Origin of the sequence: Cupriavidus metallidurans CH34, assembly GCF_000196015.1 — a bacterium.
GTDB classification, from domain to species: Bacteria; Pseudomonadota; Gammaproteobacteria; order Burkholderiales; family Burkholderiaceae; genus Cupriavidus; species Cupriavidus metallidurans.
This window is the reverse complement of the sequence record NC_007973.1, coordinates 167,785-186,329: the sequence shown is the minus strand read 5'-3', so window position 1 is coordinate 186,329 and position 18,545 is coordinate 167,785. Positions and strand designations below refer to the sequence as shown.

The following is an 18,545-nucleotide window of genomic DNA, read 5'->3' as shown; positions in this document are numbered from 1 at the left end:
TCAACCCGAAACGATGATCGCGTCCGGACGATCCGGCTCGGTGCGATACGGTTCATCGGCCGGGACAAAGTCCCGTTCCTCGCGTGCCGCCGCCGCCCATTCCTGCATCGCGGGCAGCGCCAGCACGAAGTCCGCGTACGCCTTGGCGGATTCGGGCAGATGCACGCCGTAGGTGGCAAAGCGGCTGACTATCGGCGCGTAGAACGCGTCGGCAATCGTAAAGCTGCCGAACAGGAACGGACCTTCGGACGCGTAGCGCGTGCGAAGATCGGTCCAGATCGACGCGATGCGGTCGATGTCACGCTGCACGGCGACGTTCCAGCCCAGCCCCGGCAGCATTGCCGTCACGTTCATCGGCATCTGGCTGCGCAGGTTGCCAAACCCGGAATGCATCTCGGCGCAGATCGAACGCGCCAGCGCGCGCGCGGCGGCGTCCTTCGGCCACAGGGCCTTCTCCGGAAAGCGTTCGGCGACATATTCGCTGATCGACAGCGAATCCCATACGGTCACGTCGCCATCGATCAGCGCCGGCACCTTGCCAGCCGGCGAATAACGCGCGATCTCGGCCGCGAACTCCTTTGTGAACAGACGTACCGCGATTTCCTCGAAGGCAATGCCGGCGTGGCGCAGCAACAGCCAGGGGCGCAGCGACCAGGAAGAGTAGTTCTTGTTGCCGATGACGAGCTTCATCGCAGATCCTTGGGGCGAGGGTCGAAAAGGTTTTCGGGCGGTGAACGTGCGGAAAGCGACGCGCGCGCCCCGAACCGGTCATTCTATCGACCTCGCGGGGCGCGTTCCAAGCGAATTACGCTCGCAAGCGTGTGAGCCACAATCACATCGATCAGGAGCGAGCCCCGGTCATCGATGCACGCTGCCCCGCATGAACTGCAGCGCGCTGTCGCGGTTGCGGCCTGACAGCACGTCGGTCATCACGACTTCCAGGCTGACCGGGCGCACGCCAAGCTCGGCCGCCATCGGGTGCGCCAGCACGTTGTCCAGCCGCATCGAGTCGAGATTGTCGCGCGACAGCACCGTGCCACCGGGCACGTGTTCGAGCACGGCCGCCTGCATCCGCGCGAGCGCGTCGGGTAGCGCGATGACGGGACGGGGATGCCCCGACGCGCGGCCGGCAAAGCGGACGAGTTCCTCGAGCGTGTAGACCTGCGGACCGCCAAGCTCGTAGACCTGCCCGATCGTTTCGGGATGGACCATCGCATTGACGAAGGCCTGCACCACGTCCAGCACGAACACCGGCTGGAACCGCGCATGGGCGCACGCCAGCGGCACCACCGGCGCCATCTGCTGCAACTGGGCGAACAGGTTCAGGAAATGGTCGTCGGGACCGAATACGACAGACGGACGGAAGATCGTCCAGTCGAGCCCGCTTTCGCGCACGATCCGCCCGCCATCGCCCTTGCTGCGCAGATACATCGACGGTCCTTGTGGATCGGCGCCGAGCGCGCTCATATGAAGCAGCCTGCGAACGCCAGTGCGCTTGCAGGACTCGACGACCTGGCGCGGCAGATCGACATGCGCGGCGGCGAACTGCGGCCCATACGGGTCGCCACGCTCGCCATGCAGGACGCCGACCAGATTGACGACGATACCGTCGACGCCAAGCGAGCCGATGGCGTCGTCGAGCACTGCGTCGTCGGCCAGGCCAAGCTCGATCACTTCGACGCGCGGCAGCAGCAGCAGGTGCTGGGCGTGCTCGACATTGCGCGTGCCGACGATAATGCGTTCGGGCGCGATGGGACTATCGGGATGGGAAGCCGGATCGAGCGGCGCGCCAGAGGCGGTGGCTGCGCCGGCAAGGCGGGAAATCAGGTGGCTGCCGATAAAACCGGCGCCCCCGATGACAAGAACATTGCTGGTCTGCATGGTGGGCTCCGTGACGAACACGTTACGCAGGCATCGATGCGCGCGTCCGTGGCCACGGGGCCCACCGCCTCCGTCTGAGTGCGAGAGTGCCTCGTCAGGCTCAGGGGAGGCTGGTCGTCGTAACCGCTGACGGCGCGACCATTCCCAGACGGTCTTTCAGGGACTGGGGCCGGCCACTCATTAAAGCAGCATAGTACGTGGCGTTCGAAAGCACATTCTTCACGTAGTTCCGCGTCTCGGTGAACGGGATCGTCTCTGCAAAGATCGCGCCTTCCACCGGTCGCGACAGGCTGGTACGCCACGCCTTGGGCCGTCCCGGACCGGCGTTGTAGCCGGCGGACGCCAGCGTCCAGGAGCTGTCCAGATCGGTCAGCACCATGCTCATGTAGTTGGTGCCGAGCATGATGTTGATGTTGGGGTCTCCCATCATCGACGGCGAGAAATCGGTCATGCCGATCTTGCGCGCGACGTACTTGGCCGTGGCCGGCATCACCTGCATCAGGCCATGCGCGCCCGCCGACGAACGCGCATTCATGATGAAGCGCGATTCCTGACGGATCAGGCCATAGGCCCATGCCATGTCGAGGCCGACATCGTCCGTGGCACGCTGCATGATGTCCCGGTACGGCATCGGGAAGCGCTGCGTGAAATCGTGCTCGGCCTTGGTGCGGTCGGACGTGTTGACGGTACGGTCGAGCAGTTCGATCTTGCGCGCGTACTCGGCCGCGGCCAGCAGGTCACGATCGTTCATGCCGCGCAGTTCCCAGTTCCACTCGCGGTTGCCTTCGAAGCGCAGGTTCAGGTCATAGAACTTCTTGGCGCGCGTGAAGCCGGCGCGCGAGCGCATCGCCATCGCCTCGGCATCGCTGACCGTGGTCCGCGTCGGAATCGTGATGCGGTTGCCCAGTTCCTCGCTGGCCAGCTGGCCATAGAAATTGAACTGGCCGGCGATCGACTGGAACTGCTGCTGGGCATCGCTGCCACGGCCATCGGCCTTGAGCGCGCGCGCGTACCAGTACGTCCATGCCGGATCCTTGGCACGCAGTTCGGGACGCATCGATTCGATGGACTGGCGCACCTGCTTCCAGTCGCCCTGACGCAACGCGGCCCGCACGCGCCATTCCTGCGACTCATCGGACAGCCACTGGTTACCGCCCAGGTCCATTTGGCGACGGTAGTAGCCGGCAGCCTCCGGCATCAGCTTCTTGGCCGCGAACTGGCCAATCACGCCCCAGGCCGCACCCTGCTCGTCGCGCGACAGGTTGCCCGAGATCGTGCCCATGTAGGCGGCGGCCTGCGAGGGATCATTACGTGCCATCTTGACCACGGTGGCCAGCGAATCGCCATCCACGCGCGCATCGGGCAACGCTGCGGCGATCTTGCCGGCCAGCGTCGTGTAGTTCTGCTCCAGCGCCTGGCGTGCCTGGAAAGCCACGTCGCCGCGCTGGATCTGCTGGCTCTGCGCCATGTAGCTGATCAGGTCGACACAGCCGTCGCCGTAGTAGCGCGGATCGACCAGCATCGCACGCGCATCGGCGGCCACGTTCTGGCCCTTGAGCGCGCGCGACAGCAGCGCGTAGCACTCCACCTGCGTATCGTCCTTCAGCACGAACTGCGGATACTGGACATCGAAGTTGGCCCAGTCGCGCTTCTTGCCCAGCACCAGCAGCCAGTCATTGCGCATCCGGTCGGCAATCGCCTCGCCCTGGTAGCGTTGCAGGAACGCGCTGATCTCGGCATCCGGCGTATCGATCAGGGGCTGGCCGCTCGAGTCGAACATCTGCGACTTGATGCGGAAGTATTCGACGTACGACGGAATCGGATAGTCGACCAGCGTGGCCGAGATGGCCGCGGCGCGGTCCGCGTCATTCTTGCGGGCGGCCTCGCGCAGCGCGACGAAGGCATCGTCCGGGTCCGACGGAATCGTCAGGGCGGCCGGTTGCTGCTGTACCGCTTTCTGGGGCGTCGCCGTACGTTTCTGCGCGTAGACTGGGGTAGCCAGCAGCGCACCTGCGAACGCAAGCCAGGCGAAGCGCCCGGCACGGCGCAGATATACTCCCTTCGGCATTCTTGGTATTCCTTGTTGGGTGCGCGCCTGTCACGCGACAGGCACGCAGGATTCGTGATTCGTACCACCGGCGCGCATCTTCATTTGCGCGTCCAGCATTGTTTTCAAATGTCTGTTCGATGGCCATTATTGCACGCCATGCCGCCAAACCAAGCACCGGACAACGGGCCGGACAGCCTTTATTTCACGGCCCCTGAGGACCGTCGCGCCCTGCGCCGCCGGCTGCTCGCGCTGCGCGCCGCGCTACCCGATCGAGAGACGGCGGATGCACAGATCGCGGCAGCGCTCGCGCCACTGCTCGAACGTCTCGGCGTGCAACGACTGGGGTTCTACTGGCCGATCCAGCAGGAATTCGACGCACGCGACACCGTGGCCCGATGGCTGGCCGCCATGCCCGGCCGCGTGGCCGCCCTGCCCGTCGTGAGCCGGGCCGCCGCACCGCTCGATTTCCATGCCTGGACGCCAGACACAACAATGCGCGTCGGCCAGTACGGCATTCCGGTGCCCGATGGCACCGGCGCCGTGACGCCCGACGCGCTGCTCATTCCATGTGTCGGATTCAGCGCCAATAAGTTCCGCCTCGGATACGGCGGCGGCTTCTACGACCGCACGCTGGCGGCCATGGCTGCCGCGAACGCCACGCCGATAGCGATCGGGATCGGCTTTGCCGCGTGCGAGGCGCCGCTGCAGGCAGCGTCACATGACCTGCCGATGGACTGGCTGGTCACGGAACTAGGGGCGCGCTAGCTATTTCAACCAGGGCCACCTGAGCTACCTGAGCTACCAGAACCATCTGGGGCCACCTGGTCGGCCTGGGCGCTCATCAGCTCCTCCACCAGCGTCCGCATCTTGCGCCAGTGCGATCCTTCCCAGAACACGCGGTGGCAATGCGGGCAGGTGACGAAATGCTCGTGGCGCTCGAACACCCCTTCCGGCACGCGCCCATCCACATCGGTCTTGCCAATACGACGCAGGGGCACGTTGCAATCGAGGCAGAGCGAGAATGGCCTGGCGCTGCGAGCCAGGTCCAGTCTGGAAAAGATCTCCCTGACCTGCAATGACGACCGGATCGCCCGCACGTAGCAGCCGTGGGTGATGCCGCGGCGCTTGAGCAGTTCGCGGTCGCGGGTCAGTACGATGCGCTTTTCGTCCGAGGCGATGCGGGCGATCTCGCAATCTTCAAAGTGGTTGTCGTAGAGCGTATCGAAGCCGGTCATGCGCAGCAGATGCGCCAGGCCGCCGAGATGGGCGTCCGCCACGAAGCGGATTTCGCGCAGCGGTTGCTCGCGGACACGTAGCAGCGGCGCGATATCGAACGATTCGAATTTTGGATAGACCGCGATGCGGTCGCCGTCGCACACGATGCGCTCGAACGGCGACGACTCGCCGTTGACGAGAATCAGCTCCACCTCGGTATGCGGCACGCCCAGCGCTTCGATCATGTGCTTGACCGTGGCGGCGCGCGCGCAGGGGCACGACAGATCCCGGCGACGTTGTGCCGGCGCCAGGAAGTCGTTCAGTTCCTCGTAGAAACGGAATGTGGCGGTGACCATGCCGCCGAGTATGACACCAACGGCCACGCCAGTGACCAAGTGGCCAGGTCGTCAGCGTGCGTTGCCCAGACGCAACGCGGCTTCCACGGCCATGCGCGCCCACGGTGTCATCGCTGCGGGCGATTCCAGGCATGCGGCTGGCAGGCTCAGGTAGTGACGCATCGTCACCTCGCGGCGCGCGGACTGATACCGGAACGGCTCGCTGCCCTCGGCCTCGAAGCGCGCCAGCGTGACGTCATCGGCCTTCAGGAAACACTGGCCGTCACTGATGAGCGCGAACATCAGGCCATCGTAGAACAGGCCATGCCCGCCGAACATCCGCTTGGCCGCGATGGCCCCGATGTTGGCCGCCAGCGGCGTCATCAGCTCGAGCAGGTGCTCGACGAATGGGTCCGGGCGGCGCGCGGCGGGCATCGGGGATTACAGCTTCAGGCGCTGCCAGATCGCCTTGGTCGCGCCGGCGGCGTTGAGCGTGTAGAAGTGCAGGCCCGGCACGCCCGCTTCGAGCAGGCGCGTGCACAGGTCGGTCACCACGTCCAGGCCGAAGGCGCGGATTGCTTCCTTGTCATCGCCGAACGACTCGAGCCGCTTGGCCACCCAGCGCGGCACTTCGGCGCCGCACATCTCGGAAAAGCGCATCAGCTGAGAGTAGTTCGTGATCGGCATGATGCCGGGCACGATCGGCACTTCCACGCCCATCGCGCGCACGTCGTCGACGAAGCGGAAGTACGCATCGGCGTTGAAGAAGTACTGCGTGATCGCCGAGTCCGCGCCGGCCTTGACCTTGCGCACGAAGTTTTCCAGGTCGTGACGCGGCGAACGGGCCTGCGGGTGGTACTCGGGATAGGCGGCCACTTCGATGTTGAACCAGTCACCGGTTTCCGCGCGGATGAACTCGACGAGTTCGTTGGCATAGCGGAACTCGCCGATCTCGCCCATGCCCGACGGCATATCGCCGCGCAGGGCCACGATGTGGCGGATGCCGCCATCGCGATAGGTCTGGAGAATCTGCCGGATGCTGTCGCGCGTGGAGCCCACGCAGGACAAGTGCGGCGCGGCCTCGATACCTTCGCGCTGGATCTCCAGCACGGCATCGAGCGTGCCCTGCTGCGTGGTACCGCCGGCGCCGAACGTCACCGAGATGTACTTGGGCTGCAGCGGCGCAAGCTGCGCGCGCGTATTGCGCAGTTTCTCCGCGCCCTCCGCCGTCTTGGGCGGGAAGAATTCGAAGCTGAAGTAACGATCAGTCATGGTTGGCACGCCGCCGTGGCGGCGCCCAGAAAAAGAGTCTCAACGCGTCAGTTGCGCTCGCCCAGCAGCACGCTGGCCAGGATCCACGCAATCACGCTGTACAAGATCGAGCCAAGCAGCGCCGGACCAAAACCGTCCACGACGAATCCCTGCAGCAGGTTGCCCACGAACAGGAACAGCAGCGCGTTGATGACGAAGATGAACAGGCCCAGCGTCAGCAGCGTGACCGGAAGCGTCAGGATGACGAGGATCGGTCGAATCAGCGCATTGACGAGGCCCAGCACCAGCGCGGCAATCATGGCGGAGCCGAAGCTGCCAAGATGGACCCCGCTGATCAGGTAGCCCACCAGGAACAGCGCTGCGGCATTGATGATCCATACGGCCAACAGTCTCATTGCAACTCCTTTGTTTTTGGTTGGATGACACTAATTGTGCACGGTCTTGATGACGCCGTGTCGCACGGCCGGCGCGGCTCCCCGCTCCCGCGCGGGAGCGGGGAGCCGCGCCGGGGGCGAGAGCCGTGGCCGATCAGTAGCGGTAGTGGTCGGCCTTGTACGGGCCTTCCTTCTTCACGCCGATGTAGGCCGCCTGCTGCTCGGTCAGCTCGGTCAGTTGCGCGTTCAGCTTCCGGAGCTGCAGGCGCGCGACCTTCTCGTCCAGATGCTTCGGCAGCACGTACACGCCAACCGGGTACTTGCCGCTGTCACGTTCGGCCCACAGTTCGATCTGGGCGATCGTCTGGTTGGCGAACGAGCTGCTCATCACGTACGACGGGTGGCCCGTGGCACAGCCCAGGTTCACCAGACGGCCCTTGGCCAGGATGATGATTTTCTTGCCGTCCGGGAACTTGACGTGGTCAACCTGCGGCTTGATCTCGTCCCATTCGTACTTCTCGACCGATGCGATGTCGATTTCGTTGTCGAAGTGGCCAATGTTGCAGACGATGGCCTGGTCCTTCATCTTGGCCATGTGGTCGTGCGTGATCACGTGGTAATTGCCGGTGCAGGTCACGAAGATGTCACCGTGCTCGGCGGCGTAGTCCATCGTCACCACGCGGTAGCCTTCCATGGCGGCTTGCAGCGCGCAAATCGGATCGATCTCGGTCACCCACACTTGCGCGGACAGCGCGCGCAGAGCCTGGGCGCTGCCCTTGCCCACGTCGCCGTAACCGGCAACCACGGCGATCTTGCCGGCGATCATCACGTCGGTGGCGCGCTTGATGCCGTCCACCAGCGATTCGCGGCAGCCGTAGAGGTTGTCGAACTTGCTCTTGGTCACCGAGTCGTTGACGTTGATGGCCGGGAACTTCAGTTCACCCTTTTGCGCCATCTGGTACAGGCGGTGCACGCCGGTGGTCGTTTCCTCGGTCACGCCGCGAATGGCGGCCAGGTTGCGGCTGTACCAGGTCGAATCCTTGGCCAGCTTTTCCTTGATGGCCGCGAACAGGAAGGTTTCTTCCTCGCTGGTCGGCTTGGCGATCAGCGACGCATCCTTTTCGGCGCGGGCACCCAGGTGCAGCAGCAGCGTGGCGTCGCCGCCATCGTCCAGGATCATGTTCGGCGTGCCGCCGTCGGCCCAGTCGAAGATGCGGTGCGTGAAGTCCCAGTATTCCTTCAGCGATTCGCCCTTGAAGGCGAACACGGGCGTGCCCGACGCGGCGATGGCGGCGGCGGCGTGATCCTGCGTCGAGAAGATGTTGCATGAGGCCCAGCGCACGTCGGCGCCCAGTGCCTTGAGCGTTTCGATCAGCACGGCGGTCTGGATCGTCATGTGCAGCGAACCGGCGATGCGCGCGCCCTTGAGCGGCTGCGCGGCGGCGAATTCGTCGCGAATGGCCATCAGACCGGGCATTTCGGTCTCGGCGATGGCGATTTCCTTGCGGCCCCAGCCGGCCAGGCCGATATCGGCCACGATGTAGTCTTGCTTCAGGTCGGTCACTGCGTTCATACGTCACTCCGTAGTTGAAGTGGTCACGCAAGAAACGGGAGGGCGACAAGATGACGGCAGCCCCGATGGGGTGCCGATGGCCGCGCCAGCACTTGGCATGGCGGGCGGACAGGTCGACTCGCGTCCGTGCGAACCACGGAACTGCGAGCGCCGTTGAAACATTCCGAGCCTGGCGGAAGGCGAGGCCATCCGTTGCAACGCTCCTCGGAGTGGCGGTATTGTAGCGTGCCTGTCCGCGCCTTGCGGCGTGAACAGGCACATTTTTCCGGTCTTTCTCCGTCTCTCCTCACCTTGCACATGCTCCCCACGCCACCCCGCACCCTGACCATCGCCGGATCCGACTCCGGAGGCGGGGCCGGTATCCAGGCCGATCTGAAGACGTTCGCGGCACTGGGATGTTTCGGCATGAGCGCGATCACCGCGATCACGGCTCAGAACACGCTCGGCGTGACCGGCGTCCACGCCATACCTGCCGAGATGGTGGCCGCGCAGATCGACGCCGTGGCCAGCGACATCGGCGTGGACGCGGCCAAGACCGGCATGCTGGGAACGGCCGCGATCGTCGAGGCCGTGGCCGGGGCGGTGGATCGGCATGGCATCCGCAAGCTTGTGGTGGACCCGGTGATGATTTCGACCTCGGGCGCCACGCTGTCCGACGACGCGACCAGCCAGGCGATGGTGAAACTGCTGTTTCCGCGCGCGATGCTGGTCACGCCGAACCTGCCTGAGGCGTCATACCTGCTGGGCCGCCGCATCACGCGCCGCGCCGAAATGGAGGCGGCCGCAGCAGACCTGCTTGCGCTCGGTTGCAAGGCGGTGCTGCTCAAGGGCGGCCATCTGGAAGATGACGGGCCCGGCAGCCTGGGCCTGGACGACCTGCTGATGCTGGCCGACGGCACCGTGCGCGTCTACACCCATCCGCGCGTCGATACGCCGAACCTGCACGGCACCGGCTGCACGCTGGCCGCCGCCATCGCGGCGCAGCTCGCCCGGGGCGATGCGCTGCCCGATGCGGTCGCCGCCGCGCTCGACTTCGTCGCGCAAGCCATCCGCTCGGGCGCCCGGCTGCGCCTTGGCGACGGCAACGGCCCCCTCAATCACAGCTTCGCGCCGCGCGCGCTGGGCTGATCGCGAGCATCGCGAAAACCATGCAGACACTGACCAACATCGACCTGCGCGAAGACCGCGCCGCCAACTGGTACGTCAAGGATGAAACGGTGCAGGTGGCCTTTGCCACCGAGCCGGGAGAACTGATCAGCCGCGAGGGCCCAAACCGCTATCAGCCGGGCGACGCGATCGTGACCGGCGCCACCGGCGATCGCTGGGTGGTTTCGCGCGGGCGCTTCGACCCACGGTATGTGGCGGTGGGGCCGAACGCCCATGGCGAGTCCGGCCCCTATCGCAACAAGCCGGTGCCGGTGCTGGCCAAGGAGATGACGCACGCATTCGCGATTGCGCGTTCGACCGGCGGCGATGTGCTGACCGGCAAGCCGGGCGACTGGCTGATGCAATACGCGCCCGGCGACTATGGCATCACCGAGCGCGCGCGATTTGAAGCGGTGTACCGTCCGGCGGACGGTCCGAAAGATTAATCGCCGCCGACCAGCTTCACGAGCTTGAACGATGCACGGGCCACGCAGCAGAGCGTGCCCGTCGCGTCGCGTGCCTCACCTTCGCAGAACGCGATCTTGGCGCCACGACGCATGATGCGCGCCTCGAACGTCAGCTCGCCGCGTGCGGCGGACAGGAAATGCGTGGACATGTCGATCGTGATGACGCCGGTCTCCAGCGGGGCATGAGACCGTGCCGCACCGCTCAGCGTGAAGTCGAGCACCGCCATCAGGGTGCCGCCATGCACATCGCCCCGGCTGTTCACCACGTTTGGATTGGCCGGCAGACGCGTGCGGCACAGACCCTCTTCCATATGCACGGGCTGCAGGCCCAGCAGGCGCATCAACGGAATGTCAATGCCGAAGTAAGGCTTATCGGGGGTGCCCGGTGCGGCGGGGATGATCTCGTTCACTGCTGTTTCCTCTCTGCAGGGTTCCGTTCCGTAGTGCGGAACCTCAGTCCTTTAATGGTGAGCGAAAGAGGATATGCGCAATTGCCGGGCGCCACCAGCCGGGCTGGCCGGTCAGCGCCCAAAGTCTACGTCCGGATCAGGCAAACAAGGCGTTGAGCCCCGCCACCGCCGCCGGCACATCGCTGGCTTCCGTGATCGCACGCACCACGGCAGCGCTGCCGACGCCCACCGCAAGCACTTCCCCCATGTTGCCTGCGTTCACCCCGCCGATGCCGACCAGCGACGGGATCACAGGCTGCATTAACGCCACGTAGGACTGGAAGCGGCCCATGCCCTGCGGCTGGGTTGGCATGACCTTGGTGGTGGTCGGGAAGATCGCGCCAAGCGCGAGGTAGCTCGGCGAGATCGCGGCCACGCGCAGCATTTCCGCATAGCCGTGCGTGGACACCCCGAGGCGCAGGCCCGACGCGCGGATCGCGTCGAGGTCGGCGTCGTCCAGATCCTCCTGCCCGAGATGAATCCCGTAGATGCCGCTGTCGCCACCGCAAGCTGCGTGGTGATCGATCGCCACACGCCAGTGATCGTTGATGAACAGGCGCGACTGCGAACCCTTGGCGGCCTTCGCGGCGCGTGCCACTTCATGCTTCACCGCGTCGGCATCGCCAGACTTGAAGCGCAGCTGCACGGTCGGCACGGCCAGCGGCACGAGCGTCTCGATCCACGCCGCGCTCGGCATCACGGCATAGAGACCGAGATCCGGCGGACAAGGCGCGAAGGGCTGCGCGGTCTGGCCCGGCGGCACCAGCGCCGCATGTCGCACCTGCGGAAAGCGCGCGAAATCGTTCGGCCAGGCCGTGGCGCCCGGCAGCCAGGCGCGGGCAATGCACAGGGCGTCGTGCGCCGGAAAGTGCAGCGACAACGCGGCGCGCAGCACGGCCACGAACGCGGCCGAATGCGGCGTGTCGTCGTCGGCCCGCACGTCGAGCACCCAGGTACCCATCGGCGAGCGCACGGTGTCGATCCAGCGGCCGCCTTCGCGCTCCGATTCGATCAGCACAGCATCGGCGGCCACCACGCGATCGATCAGATCCCCCGTGGCCTCGCCATCGGACAGCACCACGTCATGGCGATCGAGCGCGGCGGGAGCATTCGCCGCCGACCAGATGCGCCATGGCGTTTCGTCACGGCCAAACATCGCGGCGTAACGCGCCATCAAGTCATCGAACAGCGCGGCGTCGATGGCCGCGGCAACACCCTGACGTGTCATGCGCGGTCCTCCGCGCCTTCGGCGTGCCAGAACGGCATCCCCACCACAGGCGTGCTGGCCTGGGCCACCTCGCGCTCGGGCATCGGGCCGGCCAGGTAGGCGGTGCGCCCGGCTTCCACGGCCAGCGCGAACGCGCGCGCCATGTTCACCGGATACGCGGACTGGGCCACGGCCGTATTGAGCAGCACACCGTCGTAGCCCCACTCCAGCACCTGCGCCGCATGCGACGGCAGGCCGAGGCCGGCATCGACGATCAGCGGGGTGTCGGGCAGACGGTCGCGCAGCGTGCGCATCGCGTGCGGGTTCACCGCGCCACGGCCTGTGCCGATCGGGGCAGCCCACGGCATCAGCGCCTGGCAACCGACGTCTAGCAGGCGGCGACACAGCACGAGGTCCTCGGTGCAGTACGGCAGCACCTTGAAGCCTTCCTTGACCAGCGTCTCGGCCACGGCAGGCATGTTGAGCGTGTCGGGCTGCAGCGTGTAGTCGTCGCCGATCAGTTCCAGCTTGATCCAGTCGGTCTCGAATACCTCGCGGGCCATCATCGCCGTGGTGATCACTTCCTGCGCCGTGAAGCAGCCGGCGGTATTGGGCAGCACCGGCACGCCCAGCGTGCGCAGCATCTGCCAGAAGGTCTCGCCGCCGAGCGTCTGGCCATCACCGCTGCCCACGGCGGTCTGACGGCGCAGCGCCACCGTGATCATGGCCGGACGCGAGGCTTCCACGGCCGCCTGCAGCGTGGCGGGGGACGGGTAGCGTGCCGTGCCGAGCAGCAGGCGCGACGCGAACGATTCCCCGTACAGCACGAACGGATCGCGCAGGGTTTCAGTTGGTTCGAATGTCATAAGGGACTTAGCCTCCCGTCACGGGTTGCACGAGATCGATCTGGTCGCCCGCGGCCAACAGCGTGGCCGCATGGCGGGTGCGCGGGACGAACTGGCCGTTCACCGCGGCGGCGAACGGCGGCGCGATGGCCGCCGCCGTCACCGCGTCCGCCAGCGTGGCGGCTTCGGGCAACTCGGTCGGTCGGCCATTGAGCAGGATTTCCATGGTGTCTGTCTGATTAGTGCAGCAGGCCGCTGCCGGCCCCGGCCCTAGCCGATAGCATCGCGGTGCCACGCTCCTGCACGGCTTCGATCATGCCGGGCCAGCGCAACGCGGCTGGCACCGCGTGCGCGGCGGGGTCACCGCCGAGCATCGCGCGCACGACGGCACACGCAGCCTCCGTCACGGCCGGCGCGATCAGCCAGCCATGTCGATAGAGTCCGTTGACTCGCACGACGCGTGCCTGCTGGTCGACGCGAATCGCCGGCAGATGGTCGGGGCGGGTTGGCCGCCGCTGGACATTGAGTTCGAGCACGCGCGCCTCGCCGAACGCTGGATGCAGCGAATGCGCGGCCGAGAGCAGTTCGAGCGCGGAACGCACGCTCATTGGCGATTCGTCCTCGCTTTCGAGTTCCGTGGCGCCGATCACGTAGAGATCGTTCGGCTTCGGAGCGATATAGATCGGGTAGCGCGGATGCAGCAGTCGCACCGGGCGATGCAGCTTCACATCCGGCGCGTGGACGCGCACAACTTCGCCGCGCAGGCCGCGCAGGCCCGGCAGCGCGGTCTCGCCGCCCGCGGACGCATTGGTCCATGCGGCGCGCGCGCCCAGGCCGCGGCAGTCGAGCACCACGCCAGCGCGAATACCCAGCGCGGGCAAGGCGTCGGCATCGATGTCACCGGCCTCCCAGACGCAGTGCAAGCCCTCGGTCACGGCGCAGTTCAGCAGCGCGTGCATCGCGCCTCGGTTGTCGAGCTGCCCTTCACCCTGCAGCAGCAGGCCTTGCGGAAAGCGCCCCGCCAAGGCCGGCTCGATCTGGCCTACGCCTTCGCCGTCGAGCGCGCGCAGGCGTTGCTGCACCAGATCGGGCGGCGCCACGGCACGCATACGCCCCGTGAACAGCGACACCTCGCTGCGGTCACGCGCGTGCCAGACCACCAGCGTGCCGTCCTCCTGGAAGAACACGGGCTCTGGCAATTCGCCGATCCAGGTACGCCAGAGATCGACGCTGGTCATGCCGAGATCGACGATGCGGCGCTCGGCAATCGCCGATTCCGCCAGCGGCGCCAGCATGGCCGCCGCCACATGCGCGGCCGAGCCGCTGCCGTCGGGTCCGCCACGCTCGATCAGCGCCACGCGGGCGCCGGCACGCACGAGCTGCCAGGCGGATAACCGCCCGGCCAGGCCGGCACCGAGGATGGCGACATCGAAGGACTGTACTGCTGTCATGAGATTGTTTGCCGGCGGCATGAGAAAGGTATGTGCCGTCCGGCCTCCGGTTGGGTGAATACCGCCGCGCCGCGTGGGGGCGCCGCGCGCGGGACTCAGGTGCTACGGGTACTGCGGATACTGCCGGGCGCGGCCACAAGGGCCGCACCCGTCTGCACGTCGGCGCAGATAGCGGCTTACGAGTAGATCTTCGAGCCCGTCTTCACGAACTCAATCGACTTCTCCTGCATTCCGCGTTCGGCTTCCGGCAGCGATGCCGCGTAGTCGCGCACTTCCTGCGTGATCTTCATCGAGCAGAACTTCGGCCCGCACATCGAGCAGAAGTGGGCGATCTTGGCGCCTTCGGCCGGCAGCGTGGCGTCGTGGAACGAACGCGCGCGCTCGGGATCGAGACCGAGGTTGAACTGGTCTTCCCAGCGGAACTCGAAGCGCGCCTTGGACAGCGCGTTGTCGCGGAGCTGCGCGCCGGGCCAGCCCTTGGCCAGGTCGGCGGCGTGCGCGGCGATCTTGTACGTGATGATGCCCTCGCGCACGTCTTCCTTGTCCGGCAGGCCCAGGTGCTCCTTCGGCGTGACGTAGCACAGCATCGCGGTGCCCATCCAGCCGATGTTGGCGGCGCCAATGCCGCTGGTGATGTGGTCGTAGCCCGGCGCGATGTCGGTGACCAGCGGTCCCAGCGTGTAGAACGGCGCTTCGTAGCAGTGCTTGAGCTCTTCGTCCATGTTGGCCTGGATGCGCTGCAGCGGCACGTGGCCCGGGCCTTCGATCATCACCTGCACGTCGTGCTCCCACGCCTTGGCGGTCAGTTCGCCAAGCGTGCGCAGTTCGCCGAACTGGGCGTCATCGTTCGAATCGGCGATACAGCCCGGACGCAGACCATCACCCAGGCTGAACGACACGTCGTACGCCTTCATGATTTCGCAGATCTCGTCGAAGTGCGTGTACAGGAAATTTTCCTTGTGGTGCGCCAGGCACCACTTGGCCATGATCGAACCACCGCGCGAGACGATGCCGGTCACGCGGTCGGCCGTCATCGGCACGTAGCGCAGCAGCACGCCGGCGTGGATCGTGAAGTAGTCCACGCCCTGCTCTGCCTGCTCGATCAGCGTGTCGCGGAACATCTCCCAGGTCAGGTCCTCGGCGATACCGCCGGTCTTGTCCAGCGCCTGGTAGATGGGCACCGTGCCGATGGGCACCGGCGAGTTGCGCAGGATCCACTCGCGCGTTTCGTGGATGTGCTTGCCGGTGGACAGATCCATGATGGTGTCGGCGCCCCAGCGGATCGACCACACCATCTTTTCCACTTCCTCGGCCAGCGACGACGTCACCGCCGAATTGCCCAGGTTGCCGTTGATCTTGACGCGGAAGTTGCGGCCGATCGCCATCGGCTCCAGTTCCGTGTGGTTGATGTTGGCCGGAATGATGGCGCGGCCGGCGGCCACTTCGCGGCGCACGAATTCCGGCGTCATGTCTTCCGGACGCAGCGGCAGAGCGGCGCCCAGGGCGTTGCCCGGATGCTGTCGCAGCAGCGCCTTGTACTCGGGCTTGTCGTAGAGCGCCTGCAGGTTCAGCGATTCGCGCAGCGCCACGTATTCCATTTCGGGCGTGATGATGCCCTTGCGTGCGTAGTGCATCTGCGACACGTTCGCGCCGGCCTTGGCGCGGCGCGGGTTCGTCAGTTGCGCGAAGCGCAGGTGTGCCGTGGCGGGGTCATTGGCGCGTGCCAGGCCGTACTCCGACGACAGGCCAGTCAGCACCTCGGTGTCGTTGCGCTCTTCGATCCACTTGGCGCGGACGGGCGGCAGGCCGGCCTTCAGGTCGATATGCACGTCCGGATCGCTGTACGGTCCCGAGGTGTCATAGACGGGAATCGGCGGGTTCGCCATCTCGCCCTTCTCGGTGCGCGTGGCGGTCTGCAGGATCGTGCGCAGCGGCACGCGGATGTCCGGCCGGCTGCCGGTGATATAGGTCTTGCTGGAAGCCGGGTAGGCGAATTTCTGGTCGAGATCGCTTTCGAGCGATTCAAACGAAGCAGCGGGGGCAGTACGGGCCATGGGTATCGTCCTCTCTCATGCGGGGATGGACGAAACCAGGAGCCCTGTGAGGTCCGTCGCGAGGCATGGCCGGCGGCGGTGTCCCGTTTGTGCGGATCAATGTGGAAATCCGCGGGACTAGAGCAATTCGGTTCTATTTGAAACTTCCCACGCCGGTACTAGCCGGATCGGGTTCGAAGGGACTCTCTCAGCCGCCCGGCCCATCCGAACGGCACCCCTGTTTCATCCAACGGGGTGAATTTAAGCACAAGCCCCTGCCTGACGCCAGCCAAAGATCGGTTGCATCTGTCATGCATCACAGTATCGGAATCGATATGTTGCGGTGCACGATAACGGCGGATGCAAGCAGGCTGGCCGGTCTTGTGGCGGGATTCGGCAGTGTTGCGCGCGCCGTTGTTGCCGTACCATGAACCGCATCAGGCTGCCCCCTCGATCGAATTCCGCACGCAGGAGATGCCATGGACGCCACATCCTTTCCCGATGCCGGCAGTGCGCAAACCCATACGGTGTTCAACCAGGTGCCCGATCTGGCGCACTACAACCTGTTCGAATCGGACCCCGGCCTGCGTGCCGCGCTGGATCGCCTGGGCGGCGCGTGGCACGCGGATACGCTCGCCGCATTCGGCGCGCGGCTGGGCGATCCGGAGGTGCAGGCATGGGCCGCGGACGCCAACCGATTTACCCCCGAACTGCATACGCACAGCCGCACTGGCGAGCGGATCGACCAGGTGGAGTTCCACCCGTCGTGGCACAACCTGCTGGCGCTGCTGCGCAGCCAGCAACTCCAGGCCATGCCCTTCGCCCAGCCACGCCCCGGCGTCTGGGCCGCGCGCACGGTGGGCTACTTCCTGCAGGCCCAGGTTGAATCTGGCTCGCTGTGTCCCACCACGATGACGCTCGCAAGTATTCCGGTCCTGCGCAAGGAACCCGCGTTGTTCTGTGATCTCGAACCGCGCCTCTACGCCACCGAACACGATGCGCGCGACCTGCCGTGGCGCGGCAAGACCGCCGTGATGATCGGCATGGGCATGACCGAGAAACAGGGCGGCTCAGACGTGCGCGCCAACACCACGGTGGCGCTGCCCGTGCGCGGCGACGGCCGGGGCGCGGAATATGCGCTGACAGGCCACAAGTGGTTTTTCTCGGCGCCGATGTGCGACGCGCATCTGGTGGTCGCCCGCATGGGCGCGGCCGACGGGCCGCTCTCGTGCTTCTTCGTGCCGCGCTTCCGCGACGACGGCAGCAAGAATCCGATCCTGATCCAGCGGCTCAAGGACAAGCTCGGCAACCGCTCCAACTCGAGCAGCGAAGTCGAGTTCCGCGGCACCACCGGTATCCTGATTGGCGAGGAAGGCCGGGGCATCCCCACAATCATCGAGATGGCCACCAACACGCGACTCGACTGCGTGATCGGCAGCGCGGCGCTGCTGCGAGCCGGTCTGGTGCAGGCGCTCCACCATGCACGGCACCGCATGGCGTTCGGCAGGCTGCTGGCGGACCAGCCGCTGATGCGCAACGTGCTGGCCGACCTGACGCTCGAATCCGAGGCCGCCACACTGATGATGATGGCGCTGGCACATGCCTTCGAACATGCCGACGACGATCCGCTGGCCGCCGCCTGGAAACGCGTGATGACCCCGGCGGCCAAATTCTGGATCTGCAAGCGCGCGCTGGAGGCCACCGGCGAGACGATGGAGGTCTGGGGCGGCAACGGCTACGTGGAGGACGGCCCGATGGCGCGGCTGTATCGCGAAGCGCCGGTCAACTCGATCTGGGAAGGCTCGGGCAACATCATGTGCCTGGATGTCCTGCGCGCACTCCAGCGTGACCCCGGCGATGGCGCGCGCATCCTGCAGGATCTGGCGCGGCTGTCGAATGGTGACGCCGCCGTGCGCGCGGAGCTGGCGTCGCTGCAGGCAATGCTGCGAGGGCCCGCTGAACAGCTCGAAACCAGCGCGCGACGTTTTGCGCAAGGACTGGTGCTGACGGCACAGGCCGCGCTGATGATCGCGCACGGCAATGCCGAATCGGCGGCGCTGTTCGTCGCAAGCCGGCTTGGCCGCCAACACGGCCGCGTGTTCGGCACGCTCGACGCCGACGCCAGCACGCTGGCGCGCATCGCGGCACGCGCCTGGCCCGCCTGAGGCCACCGAAAAGCAACGACAGACCGTGTGGAGAGATCGCACGAAAGTTGATGTGCCGCAATTCACTCATCTTCATGGGGAT

The 18,545-nt window shown here is 66.1% G+C and carries 18 protein-coding genes and 2 riboswitches; of the genes, 4 read left to right on the top strand and 14 right to left on the bottom strand.

What is annotated here, in order from left to right:
- The 3 genes from RMET_RS00905 to RMET_RS00895 form a co-directional block, all read right to left on the bottom strand.
- Entirely contained in the window at nt 1-690 is a 690-nt protein-coding gene (locus tag RMET_RS00905; RefSeq protein ID WP_011515087.1) for a glutathione S-transferase family protein, read from the bottom strand.
- A 168-nt stretch (nt 691-858) separates the two neighbouring features.
- Nucleotides 859-1,881, bottom strand: coding sequence for a complex I NDUFA9 subunit family protein (locus tag RMET_RS00900; RefSeq protein WP_011515086.1), 1,023 nt, complete (start codon nt 1,879-1,881; stop codon nt 859-861).
- Between the two features lie 100 nt (nt 1,882-1,981).
- Entirely contained in the window at nt 1,982-3,949 is a 1,968-nt protein-coding gene (locus RMET_RS00895; protein ID WP_011515085.1) for a lytic transglycosylase domain-containing protein, read from the bottom strand.
- A gap of 138 nt (nt 3,950-4,087) precedes the next feature.
- On the opposite strand from RMET_RS00895, the gene RMET_RS00890 reads away from it, so the two are divergent.
- Nucleotides 4,088-4,696: a 5-formyltetrahydrofolate cyclo-ligase gene (locus tag RMET_RS00890; protein ID WP_035821843.1), complete on the top strand. Its 609-nt coding sequence runs from the start codon at nt 4,088-4,090 to the stop codon at nt 4,694-4,696.
- A gap of 5 nt (nt 4,697-4,701) precedes the next feature.
- Here the strand turns inward: RMET_RS00890 and RMET_RS00885 are convergent, their stop codons facing one another.
- From RMET_RS00885 to ahcY, 5 genes are all read right to left on the bottom strand, one after another.
- On the bottom strand, nt 4,702-5,502 hold the full coding sequence (locus tag RMET_RS00885) for a Mut7-C RNAse domain-containing protein (protein ID WP_011515083.1): 801 nt from the start codon (nt 5,500-5,502) through the stop codon (nt 4,702-4,704).
- Nucleotides 5,503-5,553: 51 nt separating this feature from the next.
- A complete protein-coding gene (locus RMET_RS00880) occupies nt 5,554-5,916 on the bottom strand; it encodes a TfoX/Sxy family protein (protein WP_011515082.1) in 363 nt (120 codons plus the stop codon).
- A 6-nt stretch (nt 5,917-5,922) separates the two neighbouring features.
- Nucleotides 5,923-6,753, bottom strand: coding sequence for a methylenetetrahydrofolate reductase [NAD(P)H] (metF, locus tag RMET_RS00875; protein ID WP_011515081.1), 831 nt, complete (start codon nt 6,751-6,753; stop codon nt 5,923-5,925).
- A gap of 47 nt (nt 6,754-6,800) precedes the next feature.
- A complete protein-coding gene (locus RMET_RS00870; protein WP_011515080.1) occupies nt 6,801-7,148 on the bottom strand; it encodes a phage holin family protein in 348 nt (115 codons plus the stop codon).
- Nucleotides 7,149-7,281: 133 nt separating this feature from the next.
- Complete coding sequence (gene ahcY / locus RMET_RS00865; protein ID WP_008641860.1) at nt 7,282-8,700, bottom strand: adenosylhomocysteinase; 1,419 nt, start codon at nt 8,698-8,700, stop codon at nt 7,282-7,284.
- A 138-nt stretch (nt 8,701-8,838) separates the two neighbouring features.
- Nucleotides 8,839-8,912: riboswitch (S-adenosyl-L-homocysteine riboswitch) on the bottom strand.
- Between the two features lie 85 nt (nt 8,913-8,997).
- Here ahcY and thiD point away from each other — a divergent pair.
- Together thiD and RMET_RS00855 are read left to right on the top strand one after the other, a co-directional pair.
- Complete coding sequence (thiD, locus tag RMET_RS00860; protein ID WP_011515079.1) at nt 8,998-9,828, top strand: bifunctional hydroxymethylpyrimidine kinase/phosphomethylpyrimidine kinase; 831 nt, start codon at nt 8,998-9,000, stop codon at nt 9,826-9,828.
- A 20-nt stretch (nt 9,829-9,848) separates the two neighbouring features.
- Nucleotides 9,849-10,292 (top strand): PGDYG domain-containing protein, encoded by a 444-nt coding sequence (locus RMET_RS00855; protein ID WP_011515078.1) that lies wholly within the window; start codon nt 9,849-9,851, stop codon nt 10,290-10,292.
- Here the strand turns inward: RMET_RS00855 and RMET_RS00850 are convergent.
- The 6 genes from RMET_RS00850 to thiC form a co-directional block, all read right to left on the bottom strand.
- Nucleotides 10,289-10,723 carry a PaaI family thioesterase gene (locus tag RMET_RS00850; RefSeq protein ID WP_008648494.1) on the bottom strand — a complete coding sequence of 145 codons (435 nt, stop codon included), beginning with the start codon at nt 10,721-10,723 and terminating at the stop codon, nt 10,289-10,291. The genes RMET_RS00855 and RMET_RS00850 overlap by 4 nt on opposite strands.
- A gap of 136 nt (nt 10,724-10,859) precedes the next feature.
- Entirely contained in the window at nt 10,860-11,990 is a 1,131-nt protein-coding gene (locus tag RMET_RS00845; RefSeq protein WP_011515077.1) for a thiamine phosphate synthase, read from the bottom strand.
- Nucleotides 11,987-12,835, bottom strand: coding sequence for a thiazole synthase (locus RMET_RS00840; RefSeq protein ID WP_008648498.1), 849 nt, complete (start codon nt 12,833-12,835; stop codon nt 11,987-11,989). The genes RMET_RS00845 and RMET_RS00840 overlap by 4 nt, the downstream gene beginning before the upstream one ends.
- A gap of 7 nt (nt 12,836-12,842) precedes the next feature.
- A complete protein-coding gene (gene thiS, locus RMET_RS00835; RefSeq protein ID WP_011515076.1) occupies nt 12,843-13,040 on the bottom strand; it encodes a sulfur carrier protein ThiS in 198 nt (65 codons plus the stop codon).
- Between the two features lie 13 nt (nt 13,041-13,053).
- The gene (locus tag RMET_RS00830; protein ID WP_227874052.1) at nt 13,054-14,265 is read right to left on the bottom strand and encodes an FAD-dependent oxidoreductase; all 1,212 of its coding nucleotides are present in this window, start codon (nt 14,263-14,265) and stop codon (nt 13,054-13,056) included.
- Nucleotides 14,266-14,441: 176 nt separating this feature from the next.
- A complete protein-coding gene (gene thiC / locus RMET_RS00825) occupies nt 14,442-16,325 on the bottom strand; it encodes a phosphomethylpyrimidine synthase ThiC (protein WP_175582377.1) in 1,884 nt (627 codons plus the stop codon).
- A 121-nt stretch (nt 16,326-16,446) separates the two neighbouring features.
- Nucleotides 16,447-16,548: riboswitch (TPP riboswitch) on the bottom strand.
- A gap of 229 nt (nt 16,549-16,777) precedes the next feature.
- Here thiC and RMET_RS00820 point away from each other — a divergent pair.
- Nucleotides 16,778-18,463, top strand: coding sequence for an acyl-CoA dehydrogenase family protein (locus RMET_RS00820; protein WP_011515073.1), 1,686 nt, complete (start codon nt 16,778-16,780; stop codon nt 18,461-18,463).
- The last annotated feature ends 82 nt before the right edge of the window (nt 18,464-18,545 follow it).